Source organism: Desulfosporosinus hippei DSM 8344, from assembly GCF_900100785.1.
GTDB classification, from domain to species: Bacteria; Bacillota; Desulfitobacteriia; order Desulfitobacteriales; family Desulfitobacteriaceae; genus Desulfosporosinus; species Desulfosporosinus hippei.
In genome coordinates this window covers 65,427-87,028 of the sequence record NZ_FNCP01000016.1, presented here as the reverse complement: position 1 = coordinate 87,028, position 21,602 = coordinate 65,427, and the positions used below count along the sequence as shown (strand labels likewise).

At 43.7% G+C, this 21,602-nt stretch carries 19 protein-coding genes; 1 reads left to right on the top strand and 18 read right to left on the bottom strand.

Annotated elements, in window-relative coordinates:
• Positions 1-3 precede the first annotated feature (3 nt).
• From BLS16_RS14270 to BLS16_RS14205, 14 genes are all read right to left on the bottom strand, one after another.
• Positions 4-183, bottom strand: coding sequence for an antitoxin VbhA family protein (locus BLS16_RS14270; RefSeq protein ID WP_092334270.1), 180 nt, complete (start codon positions 181-183; stop codon positions 4-6).
• A 219-nt stretch (positions 184-402) separates the two neighbouring features.
• On the bottom strand, positions 403-1,620 hold the full coding sequence (locus tag BLS16_RS14265; RefSeq protein ID WP_092334268.1) for an aldo/keto reductase: 1,218 nt from the start codon (positions 1,618-1,620) through the stop codon (positions 403-405).
• Positions 1,621-1,689: 69 nt separating this feature from the next.
• A complete protein-coding gene (locus BLS16_RS14260; protein ID WP_092334312.1) occupies positions 1,690-2,298 on the bottom strand; it encodes a CDP-alcohol phosphatidyltransferase family protein in 609 nt (202 codons plus the stop codon).
• Positions 2,299-2,318: 20 nt separating this feature from the next.
• On the bottom strand, positions 2,319-2,561 hold the full coding sequence (locus BLS16_RS14255; RefSeq protein ID WP_092334266.1) for an acyl carrier protein: 243 nt from the start codon (positions 2,559-2,561) through the stop codon (positions 2,319-2,321).
• A gap of 13 nt (positions 2,562-2,574) precedes the next feature.
• On the bottom strand, positions 2,575-4,197 hold the full coding sequence (locus BLS16_RS14250) for an AMP-dependent synthetase/ligase (protein ID WP_282433753.1): 1,623 nt from the start codon (positions 4,195-4,197) through the stop codon (positions 2,575-2,577).
• Positions 4,193-4,909: a lysophospholipid acyltransferase family protein gene (locus tag BLS16_RS14245; RefSeq protein WP_242876297.1), complete on the bottom strand. Its 717-nt coding sequence runs from the start codon at positions 4,907-4,909 to the stop codon at positions 4,193-4,195. The genes BLS16_RS14250 and BLS16_RS14245 overlap by 5 nt, the downstream gene beginning before the upstream one ends.
• Entirely contained in the window at positions 4,881-5,111 is a 231-nt protein-coding gene (locus BLS16_RS14240) for a DUF2442 domain-containing protein (protein ID WP_092334260.1), read from the bottom strand. Before BLS16_RS14240 ends, BLS16_RS14245 begins: the two co-directional genes overlap by 29 nt.
• A 107-nt stretch (positions 5,112-5,218) precedes the next feature.
• Positions 5,219-7,702, bottom strand: coding sequence for a LuxR C-terminal-related transcriptional regulator (locus tag BLS16_RS14235; protein ID WP_092334258.1), 2,484 nt, complete (start codon positions 7,700-7,702; stop codon positions 5,219-5,221).
• 225 nt (positions 7,703-7,927) lie between these two features.
• Positions 7,928-9,835, bottom strand: coding sequence for a [Fe-Fe] hydrogenase large subunit C-terminal domain-containing protein (locus tag BLS16_RS14230; protein ID WP_092334256.1), 1,908 nt, complete (start codon positions 9,833-9,835; stop codon positions 7,928-7,930).
• A gap of 444 nt (positions 9,836-10,279) precedes the next feature.
• On the bottom strand, positions 10,280-11,371 hold the full coding sequence (locus BLS16_RS14225; protein WP_242876295.1) for a GerAB/ArcD/ProY family transporter: 1,092 nt from the start codon (positions 11,369-11,371) through the stop codon (positions 10,280-10,282).
• Between the two features lie 19 nt (positions 11,372-11,390).
• On the bottom strand, positions 11,391-11,600 hold the full coding sequence (locus BLS16_RS14220) for a hypothetical protein (RefSeq protein WP_092334252.1): 210 nt from the start codon (positions 11,598-11,600) through the stop codon (positions 11,391-11,393).
• Between the two features lie 3 nt (positions 11,601-11,603).
• Positions 11,604-12,761: a Ger(x)C family spore germination protein gene (locus tag BLS16_RS14215; RefSeq protein ID WP_092334310.1), complete on the bottom strand. Its 1,158-nt coding sequence runs from the start codon at positions 12,759-12,761 to the stop codon at positions 11,604-11,606.
• A 13-nt stretch (positions 12,762-12,774) separates the two neighbouring features.
• On the bottom strand, positions 12,775-14,271 hold the full coding sequence (locus BLS16_RS14210) for a spore germination protein (RefSeq protein WP_092334250.1): 1,497 nt from the start codon (positions 14,269-14,271) through the stop codon (positions 12,775-12,777).
• Positions 14,272-14,728: 457 nt separating this feature from the next.
• Positions 14,729-15,301, bottom strand: a complete 573-nt coding sequence (locus tag BLS16_RS14205; protein ID WP_092334248.1) for an NADPH-dependent FMN reductase — start codon at positions 15,299-15,301, stop codon at positions 14,729-14,731.
• 545 nt (positions 15,302-15,846) lie between these two features.
• Between BLS16_RS14205 and BLS16_RS14200 the strand changes: the two genes are divergently transcribed.
• Positions 15,847-16,899, top strand: coding sequence for a hypothetical protein (locus BLS16_RS14200; protein ID WP_092334246.1), 1,053 nt, complete (start codon positions 15,847-15,849; stop codon positions 16,897-16,899).
• Positions 16,900-17,264: 365 nt separating this feature from the next.
• Here the strand turns inward: BLS16_RS14200 and BLS16_RS14195 are convergent, their stop codons facing one another.
• From BLS16_RS14195 to BLS16_RS14180, 4 genes are all read right to left on the bottom strand, one after another.
• The gene (locus BLS16_RS14195) at positions 17,265-17,726 is read right to left on the bottom strand and encodes a toll/interleukin-1 receptor domain-containing protein (protein ID WP_092334244.1); all 462 of its coding nucleotides are present in this window, start codon (positions 17,724-17,726) and stop codon (positions 17,265-17,267) included.
• Between the two features lie 157 nt (positions 17,727-17,883).
• Positions 17,884-18,618: an NADH-quinone oxidoreductase subunit NuoB gene (nuoB, locus tag BLS16_RS14190; protein ID WP_092334242.1), complete on the bottom strand. Its 735-nt coding sequence runs from the start codon at positions 18,616-18,618 to the stop codon at positions 17,884-17,886.
• 12 nt (positions 18,619-18,630) lie between these two features.
• The gene (locus tag BLS16_RS14185; RefSeq protein ID WP_092334240.1) at positions 18,631-20,133 is read right to left on the bottom strand and encodes a hydrogenase large subunit; all 1,503 of its coding nucleotides are present in this window, start codon (positions 20,131-20,133) and stop codon (positions 18,631-18,633) included.
• A gap of 5 nt (positions 20,134-20,138) precedes the next feature.
• On the bottom strand, positions 20,139-21,602 hold the full coding sequence (locus tag BLS16_RS14180; RefSeq protein ID WP_092334238.1) for a hydrogenase 4 subunit F: 1,464 nt from the start codon (positions 21,600-21,602) through the stop codon (positions 20,139-20,141).

Below are 21,602 nucleotides of genomic sequence, written 5' to 3'. Positions count from 1 at the left end.
CCCTTAACTCTGCTTATGCTTTGCAATAAGCATCGCTTTCATTTCTGCACCCGAAATTTCTCCCCGCACCCACTGGGCTGAGAGTTTTTTTGCTTGGATCGAGACTGGGACGCCTTCTATTTTATTCACGGCATTGGCAAGTTTTACTGCCGCTAAACGCCGAGCATGCAATTCTGGAGACATACATTCAACTCCTTTAATAATATTATATCACAAATGCAAGCTTTTTCTCCAGCTCAAGACTCATCACAGGCATAACATTTACAATTTTTGCCGTTTTCTTCAAACCATAGCTTTGGCAAATTCTTTTGGTATGGCTACACAGCCCCTTTTTGAATCTCCTGAACAGTCTCCTTAATCCTGTATCATCTCTATCCCCCCATAAACTCTAAGTGCACAAGCTTATTCTTTTCTCCTCTTTACTAAATTTAATCCCTTAATCCCCCAATGAATAAGCCCAGTCAACTGCTTCATAGCCGGGTATTCCAGCGTCCTGACAACATCCTGCAAATGACTCCGGATCTTTAGCTGCTGGGGACATACTTTCTCACACTTTCCACAGCCGCTGCAGAGTGAGGCATGGCTGGGTACACCGCCGACCAAACCGCTTGTCATGAGAAAATAATGAATTTTTGTCCGTTTGGTCTGAAAAAGATGCTTATCATTATAAATCCCCAGGCAGTTTGGAATATCGACGCCTGACGGGCAAGGCAGGCAATATCTGCAGCCTGTGCAGCCAATCTTGAGCAGTTGTTGATAAGCCTCCTTAACTCTTTCCACGACAGCCAGTTCTTCCTGTGCTAAGGAATTCGGATAAGCCTCCCCTGCTGTTCGGATATTTTCCCTTATCTGTGCTTCTTCGTTCATCCCTGACAACAACATGGTTACTTCAGGGTGGTTCCACACCCAGCGCAAAGCCCATTCGGCAGGTGTCCTTGCTATTTCGGCCTTACTCCAGATTTTATCAACCTCCGCAGGTATCCTGCCCACTAATCTCCCTCCCCGGAGGGGTTCCATGACAACGACACCCAGCCCTTTGACAGCTGCGTACTGAAGGCCTTCAGTTCCCGCCTGGTAATATTCATCAAGATAATTGTACTGGATTTGGCACATGTCCCAGTCATAGTCATCGACAATCAGCTTAAAATTCTCTCTGTCCCCGTGAAAGGAAAAACCAGTATGAATGATCTTGCCGTCCCTCCGGGCTCTTTGCAGAAAATCCAGAATCCCGAGTTGGTTCATTTTCTCCCAGGAAGCAAAATCCGTCAGCATGTGCAGGAGGTAATAGTCGATCCGATCCGTCTTAAGCCTCTTCAACTGGGTTCCCAGAACCTCTTCCATTCCTCGCCGGGACTGGATCAGATAGGTTGGCAGCTTGGTGGCGATTTTCACTTTGTTTCTAATCCCCTTGGAAAACACCTCAGCCAAAAAGCTTTCACTTTTCCCGCCATGATAGACATAAGCCGTATCAAAATAATTGACACCACTATCGATCGCCTGAAGCAGCTGCCTTTCAGTGCGCTGGGCATCGATTCTCCCGTTGATTTCCTGAAAACGCATACAGCCAAAACCTAGAATTGAAACCTTGTCACCTGTTTTACCCATTTCTCTATAAAGCATATCTCTTTTCCTGTCCTCTCATCTCAATTCAGTATGAGTTGCAACGATCCGTATGATACAAATAGATTGCTAAAATAACCATAATAGAACGATTGCTGTCGGGATTAACAGGTATAAGGACTTAACCAGCAGTCCATTTTTGTTGCACTGCAAAGGGGCAATCATCAAAACAGCTAAAGCGCCAAAAAAGAGGAGCAAAACATCATGCAAATGCTGGAGATTAAATAGTTCCAGCAATGAAAGAGTTATCAAAAACCAGCTCGCTGCCAGGGTCGTGGGAATACCTGAAAAATACTTTTTGCCCTCAATTTCCTCCATCCCCTCCAGATTGAAATGGGCCAGTCTGCTTACACCCGAGAGGATATAGGCGATCAGAATCAGAACCGACAAGACAGAGTTCAACCCCAGGAAATAGGCGATAAGCGCAGGCACGATGCAAAAGTTGAAGAAGTCTGCCAAACTGTCCAGCTCTTTGCCAAAGTCTGATTCCATCCCAAATTTCCGGGCAGCAATCCCATCAAGCCGGTCGAGCAAAATAGTGAAGGCATAAAGGGTTAAAGCAAGCTTAAGCTCTTGCTGGAAAATTAACGTCAAAGTGATAAAGCCGATAACCAAAGAGCATCCGGTGATGGTATTGGGGATATTCAGGTACTTTAGATAAACGAATTTTCTCTTCAAGGCCAACCCCTCCCCCTTCCTTAACTTAGAACTTTGTTTGTGAGTCTTTGGTCTAGGTATTCTAAGATATCGCCAATTGTTTTAAATTGGCTGATGTGGGCATCGGGAATCTCGATTCCAAAGGATTCTTCAAGATCACAGACCATTTCTACTATCTCTAAGGAGTTCAAGGATAAATCATGGATTAAATGACTGTCCTGATGAATTTTCTCAAGGTTAGCATCTTGGTATTTGGTGATGATTGCCACGACTTGATTAAACATAGCTTAACTCCCCTCATTTCCTGATAATCTTCTTGGTGGTGGTCTTCTCAAATTCAGTTTGCCTGATTCTAAATTCGCTGATATTTTTGTATGCCGGCAGGGACTTGTTAAGCAGTTTAATTTCCTCAGCTAGTTCTTGCTTAATATTCTCCAGGGGCTGACCTTCCCGGTATTCTTCAGCTAAATAGACCTCGGCAACGATATAAAGCTCTTGATCTGCTTGATTCCTTTCGGCATAAACTAAGGCTTCGTTAACAGAGGGAATATTCATTAAGAGCATTTCCAGTTCTTCAGGATAGATGTTTTTCCCATTGCTGAAGATGATGATGTTCTTAGTCCTGCCGGTGATAAATAAAAATCCGTCTGCATCCAGTTTGCCTATATCTCCTGTCCTAAACCACCCATCCAGAAAAGCTCTGTCAGTTTCTTGCTCGTTTTTGAAATAGCCCTTCATAACACAATCTCCGCTGACCAGGATCTCCCCTTCCCCATCTTCATTGAGGTTGTGGAGCTTTACTCGGCAACAGGATAAGACCGTGCCAACACTGCCGTCTCGGTAATACTCGTTGCGGTTGACTGCTACAATAGGTGAGCATTCTGTTATGCCGTAGCCGTTGAGGACATTAATGCCAAAACTTCTAAAACCCTTGACATATTTCGGGTCCAGGGGTGCCCCACCACAGACTATCAGCTTCAATTCTCCGCCAAAGGCAGCAAGAACATTTCTGAAGAGGATTTTTCTAAGGTCAATTCCTACGGCTAATAAAGTATCACTTAATCTGCAAACTTTTCTGAGGAGCTTTTCCTTCTGGGTTGATTTAGCAATCTGCCAGATTTTTTTGTACAGAGTTTCCACATAGAGTGGTACCAAAAAGAGATGCTCCGGTTTATAATCCTGCAAATCACCGGCTAGTTTCTTCTGACTGCTGTTGATGCAGATACAAGTCCCGGCATGGAGCATACTCAACACTCCTGCTGTGAAACCAAAGGTATGATGGATAGGCAAAATTAGTAAAGATGTAGTATAAACTTGAACATTATTCAGAGCACCGATGGTATTGGAGATAAGATTCTTATGGGTTAACATGACCCCTTTACTTAAGCCTGTCGTTCCTGAAGTGTAGTTTATGGCTGCCAGCTGGTCTCTATCGAGCTTGAGGCTTGCAAAATCAGGATTGCCTTCCAACATATATTTTTTTCCCTGATCAATTAGCTGCCAGAAACTTAGGGAATTAGTAGTTTGAGGATCCTTCTCTGTCTCAATTAAGATTAAGTCCCTATCTAGGGCTTTGATTGCTGCTTGAGCAATTTCTTGATACTGAGGTGAATAAACCAAGGCTCCAGCTTCAGTTTCGCTTAAAATACCAGCGATTTCCTTGGGGCCTAGTTCCTTGTCCAGAGGCACAATAACATTCCCGCTATTGACAGTCGCTAGATAGGTCACAATCCACTCATAAATATTTTCCCCTATCACGGCAACTTTGAGATTTTTCACTCCTAAGTTAAGCAGAGAAATCCCTAGAAATTGCACATCGTCATAAAGATCCTGATAGGTTCTTTTAATTTCCAGGCCTTTTTCTTTATACCTAAAGGCAATTCTTTTGGCATAGTCCTCCCCTAAATGCTGCCTGCTAATAGTTATATTCCTGATGGGTCAAATGACCGATCTGAGTCATGATTAAGCGGGTTAGGCTTTCGATTTCCTGTTCAGTGAGCTTTTTGCCATGGTATTGATCAAGATAAATTGGCTCTCCAATCTCAATTACCAGCTTATTGATCCTGGGGAACTTTTTGCCCTTGGGCAAAATATTGTAAAATCCGTTTAATCCCACCGGAATAACCGGGACCCTGTTCATTATGGCCAGCTGGGTTATGCCCGGCTGTCCTTTCAATAACCTGCCATCCGCTGAACGTGTTCCTTCCGGAAATATCCCCAAAACATGCCCTTCTTTCAAGCTCTTTCTCACCTGACAAAGAAAGGTTTTGTTCACGTTTCCCTGATCAACACAAATAACCCGGGCATATTCCATAAAGTGTTTAAATAAGGGATGTTCGAAAAGCCTCTTTTTGCCTATAAAAATTATTGGTTGCTTCTTAATTTTGTTAAAGAAGGGATACAGGATCAGCCAGTCCAGATAGCTGACATGGTTAAAAGCCATAATATATGGTTTAGCCGGTAAATGATCGTAGTTCCTTAATTCTAATTGGCATAACCGAAGAAAAGGCCACATAAAACACCAGAGCACATATTCGATGAATAGCCATTTTGTTTTCCTGATTATCTCACTCATCTTATCTCCCATCATTTCAGTGTCAGAGTTATCTTTGAGCCAGTTGAAAAACCTCACTGACCGATATTTCTACCTCATCTCCCCAGGAGACAAATCTGCCGTCAGTGGTCACCTTCCGAAAAAACTCCTTATCTGCCAGCATCCTGAAGCGTACCGTATCAAGCCTGCTTTTCATGTTTAGGCTGATACTGCTGCCATTATTCAGGATGATCTCCAGCAGGTAGTCCTCTTGGGGGATGACCTCTTTAATTTGAACCACTTCTTCACCTCCTCCAAAAATGTTAAAACCACTATACAAATCATTGTATAGTGGTTTTTTTCCCAGTTACACCACCCAGCGGGTGATCTTAGGTGGGGTTAGGAGAATTAAAGGGAAGTGACATGCTGCTTCAAGAGTACTCGGTTATTGATGGACAGCTTAGTGTAAACGTTCTTTAAAGTTGTTTTTACCGTATTAACTGTGATGAATAAACGCTCTCCAATTTCCTTGTTGGTCAGCCCCTGGACGACAAGCTGCACAATCTCCATTTCCCGCTCTGTCAGGGCAGGCCTGTTCTCTTGAAAGTGTTCTCTCCTAATTTGCAATAGCGCTGCCTGGTAACTCTTGGCAATCTCTAATATCTTTCGGATACTGTCTCGAAAACGACTTTTCCCAGCGAGTTCCTCCAACAAAGGCTGGATAAAATCACTGTTTTCCACAAAAGGCAAATAAACTTCGTCCCCTGCAGCAAGTTCCAACCCTTTCTCGAGGGCCTCCAGGGCAGCGGTGCGCCGGAATATCTTTTCATTTGCGGCTGCAATATAGATGTAGGCGTAAATCTCTCCCAGTAAGTTCGGAAAACCCCCTGCCTCAGTGATAAATTCCTCCGCTGTGCCTAAAACTTTCAGATATTCACCCTTAACCAGCAGAACCCTGCCATACACGATATTTAAGAATACTTTGGCCGGAAAATACAGCCCGCTGGAATCCAAGTCCCCCTCTTTAATCCATAAGGGGATGCGTTCCTCCCTCTTCAGGCAGGCCTGAAGAAAAGAGTCACAAACCTCCGCAGTGTGCATCAGGTTATACCAGCGTTTTCCGTGGAGTTCTTCGTGCATTTTCCGGAGAATATTAAGCATCTGGGAATAATCCCCCCTGACCATGGCCAATCTCGCTTGAAGAAACAGGGCACAACAGAGAATATCTCCTTGCCCCCAGCGCTTAGCCGCGTATAAAGCCTTTTGTACTTCAATCTCTGCGCTGACAAAATCTCCCCGGTTGAAATACCACTCTGCCTCCAGCACATATTCACCGCCTGAGCCATGGCCGTTGGTAATTCGGCTATATACCGGCATTGCTTCCTTCAGGTTCTGCACCTCTTGCCTCAGGGTTCCCGGTTCTCTGTAAAACATATACAGGACTGAGGGTGAGCCAAAAGTCCAACTGCCTTTGGTGTCCAGAAACTTAGCCGGTTGTTTTAATAGTTCCGCCGCTCTTTTGATGTGTTCGTACATTTTCCGGATGTTGTTGTATTCCGTGAAAGATAAGAGCAGTTCAAACTCGCCCATCAACTCGGCCAGGCTCTCCGGCCCAAGATCTTCATTGCAATGGACTGCTTCAGCAAACTCTCCGCATACCTGTTGGAAACGCTCCATTTCGTTAAAGGAAAAAAGGCAAAGAGCGTAAATCAGCACAGCCGTGGGATGCCTGAGAAGCACCGTTTTCGGGCAGTTTTCGAAGAAGCGGATAAAAGCCGCGCGCTGTTCGTTGTGAATACTGTGTCCCCGATCCGCTTCTACCGCTAAAAGCAGGCTTTCGAATTCTTCGGCCCGATAGAAGTTTGCCATGGCTTCAACATAGTCTTCATTTTTCAGGGAAAACTCGGCAATCTTGCGGTATAGCTCTCTCTTATAGCCCTCTTCTCTGCCTTCCAGCAAGTGGCGCAGATATCTGGTGAATATTTTATGCATGTGATAGGTTTTCAAACCTTCATCATATTTAACAAAGGCGTTTTTGGCTATAATCTCTGTCAAAAGCGCTTCTGAATTTTTATTGTTGCTTAAATAGATGGCCTGTTCAAGGCTGAAGCTGTCTAAGAGGCAGAGGGACTGGAGAAGCTCCTTAATTTCTTTTGGAAAATGCTGATATATTGTACTTTCCAGCAGCTTATTAATATCCTGGGAGGTTTCCAGGATTCCATTCTCCATATATTGAAGCATAATAAGGTAGAGGGCGCTGATCCAGCCCTCTGTAAGTGCATACAGCCTTGCTGCTTCATTATCTTTCAGGGTAATACCACAAAGGCGGTAATACCCTTTGATATCTTGCGCAGAAAACTCAAAGGCTTCTTTGCCGATAGGCAGCAGATAGCCTTTCAAGCTTAATTCCTCTGTTCGCTGTAACTCAGTATGACGGGCAGTAAGCAATAGATGCAAATCTGTGCTTTCGTTCATAACCAGAAATTCCAGGAAGCTGTTTAGTTCAGGAGATTCCACAAGATGATAATCGTCAATCACCAGCACCGTAGTGCTTTTTAGCTCCATATCCTCCAAGAGGTTCAGTGCTTCCTGCCTGGCTGTGCTGTTACTGGGAAAACCCAAGGCTGCAAGGCTTAGTGATCGGTCATAATCCACCTCACCCAGATGTCGGCAAAGCCTCTGCCAGAAAATACTTAAGGAACTGTCCTGAACTCTCAGCCAGATTAAATTTACCTTCTCCCTGCTCAACAGCTCCCTTACAGCCGTTGTTTTTCCATAGCCCATGGGCGCTTCGACAATTGTCAGAGGGTAGTTGGTTACTTCCTTGAGGGCATCCGTTATCCGCTCAGGAAAATAGAGATTTCTCGTTAGGTTCTTTTTTGGTTTCGGCATCTTCAATTCTCCAACTTTCAGTTTCTAATAAAGCAAACCTGCAGCGATTATAATCGTTGAAAATATCCAGCCTGTTCTTCTACTGATATTCTCTATAGTTTGTTTATTTCCTCCAAAGATGGAAAATAGCAAGAGCCTGCATGTGAAGATGTGGACGTCTTCGCCGGCAGGCTGAAAACTTACTTTTAATGTTTTATGTGGACTTAGACGTTAAATATCCTTTTCTTATAACGAAGAGTCTAAACCAACGAGGATTTCCTCCTCTTGCGCAGCCATTTCCTGAACTGTTGCTAGCATTTCAGCAACAGAATCGGAGATGTGTTGCATGTTTTCCTCTAAGGTAGAAGACCCTTGTTCAATTCCTGACAATACGTCGAGCATGGCCCGTTCCTCGGATATAGTATTGCTAACCACGGTCTTTGATTGCTCTGCCAGTTTTTTCACTTCTTGAGCTACAACCGAAAATCCACGGCCGCCTTCCCCTGCCCGAGCCGCTTCAATGGAGGCATTTAGAGACAGAAGGTTTGTCTGGCTAGATATCTCGACAAGTTCACCAGAAGCCGAGGCAAAATTGTTTAATTTCTGGGTCATCGCATTAACGCTATCCTTAAGCAATATAGCCGTGTCTAAGGTTTGGGAGATGTAATTAGAAATGTTGTTTAAGCTTAAAACACTTTCCTCATTGCCCTTCGCCATTTGTAAAACCGTGGATTTAATGGAGTCAACATATTTCTGACGTTTAATAATGCCCTTTTCCTTCTCGATATCGGCAGCTTTAAGTTGGTCTACTAAGGTATTCATCTCGTCTATACTATCTGATTTAGCAAATATAATTTCTGCCCTGCTATAGTCAATACAGCTTTGAACGATATTTGAGCCATGATAGATAGAGACTGCCATATCTCGACAGGTTGCATGCCCGCAGGCTGTGCAGTTCAATTCTTTTGCCTCTGGTGTTGTTTTGTGCATTTTAATATAGATGCTGTTCAGTTCCGATTCAGAAGGATTGCTAAGGGGCTTTAGTGTTCGATTCCTATCGTAAGTGCGAACGAAGTCACTTAGTCTAAGGTTTTTAGTGAAATATTCGTCAAGCCAATTTAGACGAGACATCTTGCTAAAATGCTTATTCCTAACCCTTTCGTCTCGTTTAACAACCTTTAAGGTGTTTAATGTATCATCGATATCATCAAGAACTGACTTATCTAAACTTGTTCCTGTTCCAATATTGCAACCGTGAGTACAGTTTAAAATGTCGACAAGTAAGGGGGCAGATTTGCCCTGTTTCAGTCTAGAAGAATATGTTTTCAGATAGTCACAAGCTTCCTGAGGACCTTCTATTTGCCGAACCCATGCGTCAGGGTTCCTAGCCTCGACATTTTCCCGAAGACCGCCGGGGCGACTGAACAGCAGTCCTAGCGAACAGTCTAAGTCATTGAATTCAACTTCTTCGTAATTATTGAGATTGACATTGTGGGCTTCGAGGTACTTTGCCAGGTTAGTATAGGTTACGTTATAGCTTATTGTATTGTCAGTACTTTCGAATTCCGTTTTCTTTGCGATACATGGAGAAAGCATTGCCAACGCAGAAGTGTCTTTCACGTACTGCTTAATATATACAGCCGTACACATCATAGGGCTGTGAATGGGGGAAAGTTGCTCAAGTAATTCCGGTACGTATTTTTCAATATAATTGACGACTACGGGGCAAGGCTGAGCAATAAGTGTTTTGAGATTTTTTTCGTTTATTGTCTTTAGATACGCCCAGGTACAGATATCTGCTCCCAGCGATACGTCATAGAAGGCTTGAGCTCCAAGAGATTTAAGATAGCCAAAAAGCCGTTTGTAATTTGGGAAATTTACACGTATTGCGGGTGCTGTTAGTATTGATACTCTGCTGCCACCTTTTAATTCTGCAAAAAAAGAGGTAATATCGTCTTGATAGTACCGAGCACTATGACTACACACTTTTAAGCATTCTCCACATTCAATACAATCCTCTTCGTTAATTTTTACTTTTACATTCCCATTTGTGTCTAAATATGCCATGTTCCCATGGACTGGGCAATGTCTGATACAATTATTGCACCCCTGGCACTTATCGATATCCGTATGAATGTGACACGCTGCTGACAATTCTTGCTCCACCTTTCACAATCTAACTTTTATGTAAGCCAAATTACCTTAAACTGCTTTGCCAAAAAAGTTATTCATTCTTGCTTTAATTATTGTTCTTAATTGAATAATTGCCATAGGATAATGAGGCTAGATATTAATTATTATTCTTATTTTAGTTATTTTGATAGTTTTAAAGTGTTTCCAGTATATATACTAAAGGGTTAAAGCATATTCTATTATATGTTATATTATTTAAAGATTCTAGCGAATATTTTATTTGGTTTTATAAAAATGGAACGATCGTTTTAGCAAGATCGATACATCTCAGATTCTAATTGGAACCCCAGTATGGATTGGTCCTTGCAAAGATGTGAAATAGTGATTGGGAAAATATTTAACCTAGCCTTGGGATTAAGGGTCTTACCTGGGGAAGCCAGTGCACGACAGCAACTTATCAACACATCAATATCTCTTTCCAGTTTGCAATTGACCCGCTCTTATTCTTATTTCAGCAATAACCAGGATGATGACAGGTAAAATCACCTGAAAGGGCAGGGCATAATAAGCATAGATCTCAAAAGCAAAATAAATCATGTCCATGATATTTTCATACATAATATAAGCCAATAAAACCATTAAGAGGCCTGTTTGAACAACTATTGACCTGTAATTTTTTAACCCGAATAATTTGCTGATTCCAAGACAGGTAACATACAAGCAGACACTCACTTTTATAAAGTCGGTAATTACAAATGTCGTAGCAACTGAAACTTCAATTCTCTGGATAAATTCACCAATATTTATCCGGCTTACTTCAACATAGAGGGGGAAATTAACCACGCTGACAATATCACCGCCTAAAACAAGGATATTTCTTAGAGTAAGCAGGACACCGATGGCGGCAAAGATAAAAAGCCCCGAATAATATACCCGGTAAATTGACGTTTCGGTCTTCAAGGCAGAAAAAACACCCAGAAAAAGCACCGTTTCAGCAAGCGGAAAGGAAAAGATATCAAAGCCGCTGTTTAAAATAGGCCCAATCCCATCATACATTACCGGTTTGAGGTGGGCAAAATTCAAATAAGGAATGACCAGCAAGGTGGTTATAAACATGATAATAACAACGATGGGGAAGAAAATTTTGCTGCAGCGTCCCAGAAGCTCCACTCCCGCCATGACCGCCCAGATGGATATAAAACCCATGAAAAGCATGGGCAAAAGCATGGGTGTCTCCGGCATGGCCACTGTGTTAAAGAATTCTCCAAGATCTCTTATGACCATGGCACCTAAATGCAAGGGATACCAAATATACGCCAGGGCTACTATTTTTCCTAAAACATTCCCAAAAACCAAATTAAGTATATCGAATATATCCCTTCCTTTAAAAAGCGAGAGCAGCCTGGCGTAGATAAAAATTATGGGAAGGGCCATCAACGTTCCTATAAGAGCGGCAATCCAGGCGTTACTCTTGGCAGCGGGAGCCAATCCCATAAACAGATTGCTTCCTATCATGAACAAGGTTAAGAGGTAAACCCCCTGTTTAGAAGTAATCATTTCCTTATTCATACCTTACCTACTTCCCTAAGATTGAAATTATCAAATTTTTGATGGGATATACCGGACTGGGTACCGCTACATCCAAGCTTATTAAAAAGGCGATGGCAAAGGTCAATAGAGTAAGGGCCATATTGACGCCAAAATCCCGCCAAAGCTTTTTTCTGTATAAAGGAATCAAGTCTAAATAGATAATCAATGCGTAGGAAAAAATGACTAAAACAACCATACCTTAATCTCCAATTCTCAGAGGTTGAGAGAATGCGGCACTATTTTTGATGGTAAGTTCCGGATGAACAGAAACCTTTATATCTTTAAATTTGTCGCCCCATAATGTCTCGATTTCTTTCCAAGTACCGGGCATATCCGCTTTAACTTTAGCTCCAAACCCGAAGATGTCGCTGTTGTACTTCGTTTGAACTTCTTGGATTACATTTTCAATGCTCTTTTTCATACTTTCTTCGGCACTTTTCTCCAGCCTAAGCCTTCCCGGTTCATCGATATAGTTTTCCGTGCCTTCGATCTCATCGATGGCAACCGTAGTTTTAATCTCAATGGAGATTTCTACATTCCCATCTTTCTCAACAGGTTTTAGTTTCGTCCTATTATCTAATATTTTTAAAGATACTTTTGAACCGGCGTTGTCCCCTTCCCCATTCTGGACAAGTGATCCGCCATCAACTTTGTTTTGAATAAAGAGCAAGTCCCTCGTGTCATCCACATTTAAAAAGCCGACCAACTTATCCCTTTTAAAGACAGCGGTTCCCGTCACAGAGGGCAAGGTTCGGCTATTGACTTTCTTGAGGGACACTAACGGAAGGACTGCTGAAATACCGCTGCCACCTAAATCGTTGATCAAATTCCATAACTCTTTCTCTGGAGCATTGGCGATAGTTTTTTGATTTTTCATCACCTTGTCCAGTTCAAAGGAGATGATTTGGTCCGTTTTGCTCCCGGTTTCCAGTATTTCTTTGGCAGTGATTTCCTGGGATACCAGCACTTCAATATCCTCCCTGAGCTCGGCGTTCCTGGCTAACCAATCAATAACTTTTACTGCCCCCTCTTTCGCCACAGCCTGGCTTAAAACAGCCACCCTGGCATGAGCAAAATACAACTTTTTCCCGGATATGGAATCCATATTTTTTTTAGCGTCCAACAGCGTATCTCCAGCCACTGTAATGGTATTTGAATTCATGATTGATTCTCCACCGTTCTTAATATCCACGGTTTCGACGGTTAACAGATATTGATCGCCGGTTTCGCTTTTGTCAATGGCTATCCCCGCCACAAACCTCAGCGTATCGATCTCCCGATAGTTCCAGCAACCGGCTAAAAACAGGGTATTCGCTAAAATCAAGATCACTGATAGAATTTTACTTGTTGATTTCATGAAGCTGCTACCTCTATTTTCTATGATCTGAGTCATGGTTCTCCACCACCGGGAGCCTGGGGTGAAAATGCACTTGGTGCCACGGTGTTCTGGTAACCGTATCCTTGATGTTGTTCTCATCAAAAGCAGTAGTCCCTAACAGATAGGGGACGCCATAGGAACGCATTTGCATAAAATAAATAACCAGTCCGATTAAACCGAAGATAATTCCGTAAAAGCCCATAAGAAAAGCAAGGAATAACAATAAGAGCCTAAGAATTATGGGAAAGCTTTTAAACTTTACGGTCAGGAGCGCCGTAATACCGGTCAATCCACTGACGATCACCATAGGAGCGCTGATAAACCTGGCTTCAATTGCTGCTCCCCCCAGGATTAATGCCCCCACAATAACTACCGTCTGCCCGATTGGCGCAGGCATTCTCGTCCCGGTTTCCCTCAGGATTTCGAACAAAAAACCCATGATCACCGCTTCCACGATTGTCGGAAAGGGCGTGCCTTGCCTGGCAGCTGTAATACTTAATAAAAGGGGTGTCGGTATCATCTCCTGGTGAAATGTTGTCAGTGATACATAAATTGCCGGGAGGAATATTGCTGCAAAGGTACCGATCATCCTTAAGGTCCTGCTGACGGTTGTAAATAAGGAGTCGTTATAGTAATCTTCATCGGCGTGAAAATATTCAACAAACAAAAACGGCAGCGTGAGCACAAACGGACTTCCGTCAACGACAATTGCAATCCTTCCTTCCAGCAGCTTCCCGGCTACATTATCCGGTCTTTCTGTGGAAGCTACCGTTTCCAAAGGTGACAAGGGAGAATCCTTGATGAGTTCCTGGATATAGCCGGAATCCATAATCCCATCGATTTCAATTTTATCCAGCCGGTGAATCAATTCCTGAAGAACTTTTTCGGGGGCTACCCCTTCAAGATAGCAAAGGCAGATTTTGGTCTTGGTGCTTGATCCCAATTCTTTAAATTGAAACTTCAAGTCCGGATTTTTGATTTTCCGCCTGATTAAGGACAGGTTTATGATTAAAGACTCGACAAAACCTTCTCTTGGTCCACGCACGGCCCTCTCGGCTAAGGGTTCATCAATGGGCCTGGTCTGCCATCCTTTGGTACTTACAATGAGAGCTTGCTTATAGCCCTCCACCAGCAAGACCGTATCACCATTGATTGCGGATCCGACCAGATCATGAATATTGGCTGCTTCTTTGACATCGCCGGAGGCAATCACTTTATACTGCAATTCTTCCAGTAGGTTGCCATCAGAAATTTCTTCCTTTAAATTCCCGCCTAAAATAGGCTGAATAATATTCTCGTTGATCACTTCGGTATTTACCATGCCATCAATGTAGATAACACAGCAGGCCGCTGCTTTTAAATACTTATTCTGAAACTTCCTAACAATCAAAGTATCATCATTTGTGAAAATGTCTTTAAATAATTTGATGTTTGCATCGACGGAATTGGTTAATTTCTTCTCCTCTTTCTTGCGAAAGAAACTAAACATACACTCAACTCTTCCTATTTGTATTAGACACTTTATTATGTGATACTATGAATTCCGTTATGCGTGAACTATATCTCCAGGAAAATCCAGCAAGATCTATCTCCCTAGCCTTTGATTCAAATCCATACAGCACTCCCCTACCAGCTTTAACCTTATACTACCCATTTTCATGGCCATAACATGCCAGACCCACTTTGGAATGAGAATTCTAAAGTGGGTCTGGCATGGTGACAACTCTGATTAATTTGTTTGGCAAACTCTGAAAGATCCCTCCACTAATGGCTGCCAAGCATCTGGAATTTTTAGTTGCATGTAAACTAACAGCGAGTCCCAAATTGAAAGGCGCCTTTCAATTTGGGACTCGCTGTAATAACTATTTTAAGTAAATACAATTATCTTCGTTACTATCCGCCTTTGATGCCGCGAATAATATTGGCGAAAGCAGTGTTATCCTAGTTTAACCGCTTTCTTGGTAATCCATCATTTCCCGTGTTTTATTCACCAGGGCCTGTAAAAGCTTTGTGATTGCGTTTCTGCTGTACTCGTCAATTAACTTTCCGCTGGGATCAAACTTCGTGTGCGCACTCATAATGAACACTTCCGGTTTATTCAGCGGCAAAAGATTGAGTACAACGCAGACCTGACGCAAATGGTACTGAACCCGGGCTCCGCCGAATATACCGGGCGAAGCACTCATAATTGCCAGGGGTTTTCCGCTTAACGGCAGCACCGTACCTCGAGACGCCCAATCCAAAGCATTTTTCAACACCGGCGGTATGGAGTAGTTGTATTCCGGCGTGGAAATCAGGATGGCGTCTGCTTCAGCCAGTTTTTGTTTGAATTGGACGACGGCCTCGGGGATCCCTTCAGATTCCAAATCTTCATTAAAAAACGGAATAAGGGATAAATCTACTATTTCCAAATTTGCGCCGGCAGGCAGCAATTCTTTAGCCGCATTAAGAGCTGCTTTATTATATGAGTTGCGGCGCAGGCTTCCTGTAAAACCTATGATCTTAATAACTTTTTCCATTCAAACTCCCACCTTTGCTAATTGCTTGCATCTATGCTTCTCGTATTATCACCCTTGGTTATTGGCCGATAAAGGTGCCGGACAGTATAGATTCTTGCCCCCCATTTCAGTATCGAGCATGAGAATTTCTCTTCCCTTTACCTCCTTCTACCGAAGGAATACCTATAATTTTAAAGTTGATTTAATTATAAATTAAATGTTATTAAAAATAAAGCTTAATGCCAAAAAAGTTTTGTCTGTTTATATAAAGTAACTGATAGTAGTATCAGGTCTAATACTGAGACGATAATTCCGAACTCATCCCCGCCAAGCCTGGAAACTGTGTCCGATTCGCGCATTATACTGCTGGCAATTTGTCACGCAGTGCATGGCGATTTGGTATAGCTCCTTTAATATTGATATCTCTTGCTTGGATCCGGCGATGAGCTATGCTAAACTAAATGTAAATAACTTCTATGCGAGGATTGATTTAACAGTAAATAATTCGGCATAGAATGGCATAACGATGTACGACAATCCACACTAAAATAATAAAGGAGGCTTCCATGAATTTTCAAGTATTACAAAACCAATTATCCCAGATCAAAGAAATGGCCGTCATCAGCAGGAATGCTGAGATTGACGGTGTAATCTGTCATATCATGGGTATGGCGCGCCGTGACGATGGTAAATTGCAGATGTTGATTTTGCAATATGACGAGGCGTATCGGGAAAAGCTGGAGAATGCAGAAATTGCAGTATTGACCGCTTCCCCTGGGGAACCGATTACTAACCGTATCGAACAGCGGGGCGACAGGAATCTGAAACCCACCCTGCGTTTTGATAGCGTTGAAAAAGTAAGCTTTGGTGACTTGGAACTGATGACCAATGAAAGCGGCAGCGGCAAATGCGGGACAAAGCAGTGGGATAAGGTAGCGTTGTTTACCCAATTTCTCTTAAGGGGCTGGTGTCCGGTGGGGATTGATACCCAGGATATTGGAGCTATGTTTCTGACGAATCTGACTTTCTTGGGTACCTATGACGCCATTCCGGCGTTTGATACAGAAGTACCTATCCGTTTTTCCATGCGCCGGGACAGCACACGCCATCTGGTGGAAAAACCTATGACTTTGACTGTCGGCAGCGAGTACCCAGATAAGCTGTACTTTACGGATAAGGTAAGCGGAGAGCAGCATTGGGTGCAGATTAACAGCGTTAACCTCTGCGACATGTGGGTGGAGATGTCGAAGACATTTGATAATCCCCGGCTGAAGGAACAAGTATCCCCGGAGGAACTGGCCCGGAGTAAAGTGGAATTTGAGGAGCGCTTTTCTGGAATCTGCCCTAAAGGTATGTGCTATCCGGTTATTGAGTATGAGTGTGAAGAGGATATCTCCCTTCAGTTTTATAGCAAGGGGTGGCTGGATGCGGAACCAATTCATAAGAACAGTGCTCTGAGCTTTCTGATGAAATCTGACGAACCCATAGGAAAACTGGGACTGAAACTGAAAGCTGCTATGATACAGGAGCCAATGATGGCGAATACCGTAAACATTGAAGCAGAGTTGTTCCACTATAGTCAGACGGGTAAAGCGAAGGATATCGTGATAATTAATTAATTAATTAATTAAACTTATCCTCTCCAACTGCCAGAGGATAACAAAGAGATGCCGCTGCCGGCACAGGCGCCCAGAGGGCCATTTGCCCTAGGTGAAAGCAATGTAATCTTATAATATCGTTGTAGAATAGAGTTAGCCTTGAAGTTTGTAAAGTTACTACTATTGTTTTTATTTGACACAACAGAAGGTTGTACTTTTGCCTTTATTGTCACCGAACACTTATCGATAAAACCGCCGTCAACAGTCCTCACCTTGCCATTTAGGAACACTTTAATTGTTCGCTTGTATTATCTTAATAACTAAAAAAGCCAATCATCAAGTGATTAGCTTTAGTAGCGAATACTTTTATATTAAATTTGAGTGATTCATCTTAACACTACTTCAAGAAATTTGTTTTTAACTTCTTCCCATTTATTTTCTGGTATAGACGTATTATACATTTTTGTTATTCTATCTTTGAGATTGGTCAATTCGATAGCAGAAGTTAAATTATAACCTTTCTTACTGTTTAAGCCTTTCATTACGTAATTTAAATTTGGTAAGATATAAATTGAATATTCATTTTGTGCTCTCCAAGCTGCCCTCATTTCATTGATACAATGGATATTTTTAAAATAATTATTGGACAACATATAAAATACATTCAATCTTTGTTTAATATGCTTATTTAGATATTCGAATATATCTTTATCTCCAGGTACACCATGCCTTTCTGAAGATGTATACAGTATGGCAGCTTCAGGAACACCTAATTGTTCTAAAACATCTACAAATGCATCACACATCTCCTTATCTTCTGATGAGTGACTGATAAAAATCTTCTTCATTTTGAACTTTACCTCTTTTCTCCAAAATCTTGGCTAAAAAAATGTTCTAAACTTAGAAACCACACCATCAGATAGATGAGAACGAGAGCTAAAATGAAATCACAAATTGTTGCAACTCATACCTGATTTCACTGCAGTTAACTGGGAAATAGAACTCCTACATCCGGTCCAGAGCCAGCATTAACCCATGAATAATAGCCTGCGGCCGCGGAGGGCAGCCAGGCACGTAGATATCAACGGGAACAAAGGCATCAACAGCCCCTCTAATGGCATAGCTCTCACCGAAAATCTGATCGCCGCTACAGGCACAGGCCCCCAGGGCCATGACCAATTTGGGGGTGGGTGTAGCCTCATAGGTCATCATCAGAGCCTGGGTAGAATTACGGGTGACAGGCCCGGTGACCATTAACAAATCAGCATGCCGGGGAGATGCTACAAAGTCAATCCCATATTGTTGGATATCGTAAACGGGGTTGCAAAGGTGGTTCATTTCAAAATCACAACCGTTGCAAGAACCGATGTCCAGATGCCTGATATGCAGAGACCTGCCCAGGACCCGGCGGATTTTATTTTTCAGTTCTGAACCGGTATTGTCAGCCAGTGAACCACCTAAGGTTGCCAGTTTATAATTAGAAGTTTGTTTTAAACAGCCGTCTTGGCAAGACTCTACGCAGAGTCCACAAAAGACACAGGCCTTCTGATTAATCACCGGTGAACCTTCGTACAATTTGATTGCCTTGGTAGGACAAACATCGACGCAAAGCTTGCAACCCTTACAGGCTGCATGTTGCTCTACGACCACTTCACCCCTCGAACGTTCCGGAGGTACTGACTTTTCCCAGGGTTCTGTTACATTACCGGTGGCGAGAACTTTTTTCCAAACCTTTAACAATGCCGCACCCTCCTATCTGTCAACACAGGCGTATGATAACTCATAGCTCTTATTTATGAGCGGGAAGTCGGGGATGATGTTGCCGGGTGCTGCTACGGTTAGGGCCGGCCAGTTAGGATAAGCGGCAGACCGAGCATACAGGCGGTAAACCGTATTGTTTTCCCCTACCATCAGCCAGTGAAGGTTATTGCCCTGGGGTGATTCACACCAGCCAAACCCACTGCTGTATGGTTTAATGGCGGGGATAGCTGCCTTCAGGGAACCCTGGGGCATTTTCTCTAAAATCTGGCGAATTAGCTTCACTGTCTGAGCCACTTCATCGACACGGACCCACAGACGGGCTGCCACATCACCTTCGGTATAGACGGGAACGTCAAATTGCAGGGCTGAGTAACAGCCATAGGGGAAATCCCGCCGGATATCCACGTCAACCCCGGAGGCCCTGGCACCAATCCCTACTACTCCTAAATCCAGAGCTGCCTGCCGGGGTACAATGCCGGTCGTCTCGACACGGTTCAGGAAGGCATCATTTCCTCTAAAGAGTTCGATCATCTCATCGAAGTCAGGCATCAGTTTGTCCAGCATTGACCTGATCTCAGAGCTTAACTGCTCATTGATGTCCAGGCGCACACCACCGGGGACTACCATGCCGCGCAGGAAACGGTGACCGGTAAGTGCTTCGTTGACCCTCATGATATCTTCCTTCAGACGGGCACCTGCCATAATTCCGACAGCAAATCCCATCCCGGCACATAGGTTGCCGATATCCCCCACATGGTTGTAAAGGCGCTCCATTTCACCCACCAGGGCTCTTAAATACTGGGCTCTTAACGGAATAGTTACACCGGCTATATTTTCAATAGCCTGGCAATAGGACAAAGAGTGGGCAATTGTGCAGATACCCGAGATGCGTTCGACCTGGTAAAAAGCTCGTTCAATCGGCACACCTTCAATGGCTTTTTCAATGCCCCGGTGCAGGAAGAATAACTTGGCATCCAAGCGGATAATGTCCTCACCTGCCTGGCTAAAGCGGAAGTGACCGGGTTCAATAATACCGGCGTGGATGGGACCTACCGGAACCGTAAACACTCCCTCCCCTTCCACTCCGGCCATGGGGAACTCTTTCTTAGCAGTGGGTACAGGCGTTTGGCTGTTAAAGTCTTTGCGCAACGGGAAGATCCCCTGGGGCCAGTTTTCATGCAGGGCCAGCGGTCTTAAATCCGGGTGACCCACGGGCTTTAGACCAAACATGTCGTAAATCTCACGCTCATACCAGGCAGCGCCTGAGATTTTAGGTGTAATTGAAGGAAACTCCAATTTCCCTTTATCTTTCAAAACAGCTTTGATGACCTGCATACTTTTACCTACTGAAAACAGGCAGTAGATAGCATAATTTCCGTTTAATTGCCGTTCGTCATTGGCGAACATGGACATCAAACCATTTTGTCCGTCAGCATAGAGCTGGTAGGCAGTCTCCCTTAATTCGGCAGCGGGAATCGTTTTGTAATCCTTCATGCTTCCTAACCTCCTATCACAATTTCTGCTGCCTTAGTTAAGATTTCGCTTAGAATGGTTGGCAGGTAAACTCCACCGATTATCATTAGGCAGAGGGAAAGACCAATGGCGGTTAGAGCGACTGGCGAAACATTGGCCCGCTTCATTTTTTCAGGAACGTTGCTAAAGGTCATCTTTAAGGCGTAGTTCATCAAACCGGCAAAGACACCGACCAGCAACAGAAGAGTTAACCCGCCCAGGAGCCACATTTTGTTCTCGAACATGGCCATGATCAGCAGGAACTTACTAATAAAGATGTTCAGCGGCGGTGTCCCTGTGATGGCTAATATGCCAATCATGAACATAGTCGCTACGCTGGGCATCACCCGGGCAATACCTTGGATCTCTTTAAGGTGTCTGGTTTTATATTCCTGGCTGATGATACCGACCAGATAGAACAGAGCAGACTTGGCTATGGCATGGTTAATGATGTGTAAGAGGGCTGCATACACTGCCAGGGGGGTACCGACACCGAAACCGATGGCGATAATGCCCATGTGTTCTACGGAAGAATAAGCCAGCAATCGTTTGACATCATGCTGTACCAAGACAAAGGGTATGGCCAGCAAAACAGACAGGATACCCAGTCCCAGCAGCACCGTATGAATAAACTCTGTCCCAATGGTTCCTTGGATAATAATGATGTTGCGAATCAGAGCGTAGAAGGCACAGCTCAGCAGCGCACCGGATAAGAGTCCGCTGACCGGCGAAGGGGCCTGACTGTGGGCGTCCGGCAGCCAGGTATGCATGGGAGCCAGACCGGCCTTGGTGCCGTAACCAATCAGGATGAAGACAAAGGCTAATTTAACAATGGTAGGATTAAGGGTGTTACTGATTTGCTTCAAGTAGAGCCAATTCAAAGCCTGGGTCTCGCCAACCGCATTAACCTGGGCGTAATAGAGTATCATCGTACCCAGCAGGGCTAAACAAATACCCACCGTGCAAATCATGACGTATTTCCAGGCTGCTTCCAGGGCAGAACGGTTGAAGTAGAAGGCCACCAGCAGCGCGGAAGCCAGAGTCGTACCTTCCACAGCCACCCACATAAGACCCAGGTTTCCCACGACCAGAACGCTGACCATGGCAAAGGTAAACAAGTTAAGCAGGGCGTAGTAGCGGGGAATCATCTTTTCCGTGGCATGCCCTTCTTTTACTTCCCTCTCCATATAAGGCAGGGAAAATAAGGTGGCGGTAAAGGTAAGCAGAGCTACCACTAAAAGCAGTACAGCACTCAGGTAGTCCACATACAGAAACTCACTGCTAAATACTTTAATTTCGGTAATTTTGCGGATTATCGCCAGTATAATGCCGCTGGTTAAGGCGCTCCCAACCAGGTTGGTATAGCGGATAGTCATCAGATTCTTTTGCGTCAGGGTCATTAACCCTATGACAATCGGCAGCACTAAGGCCGCTAAGATCAACTCGAACAT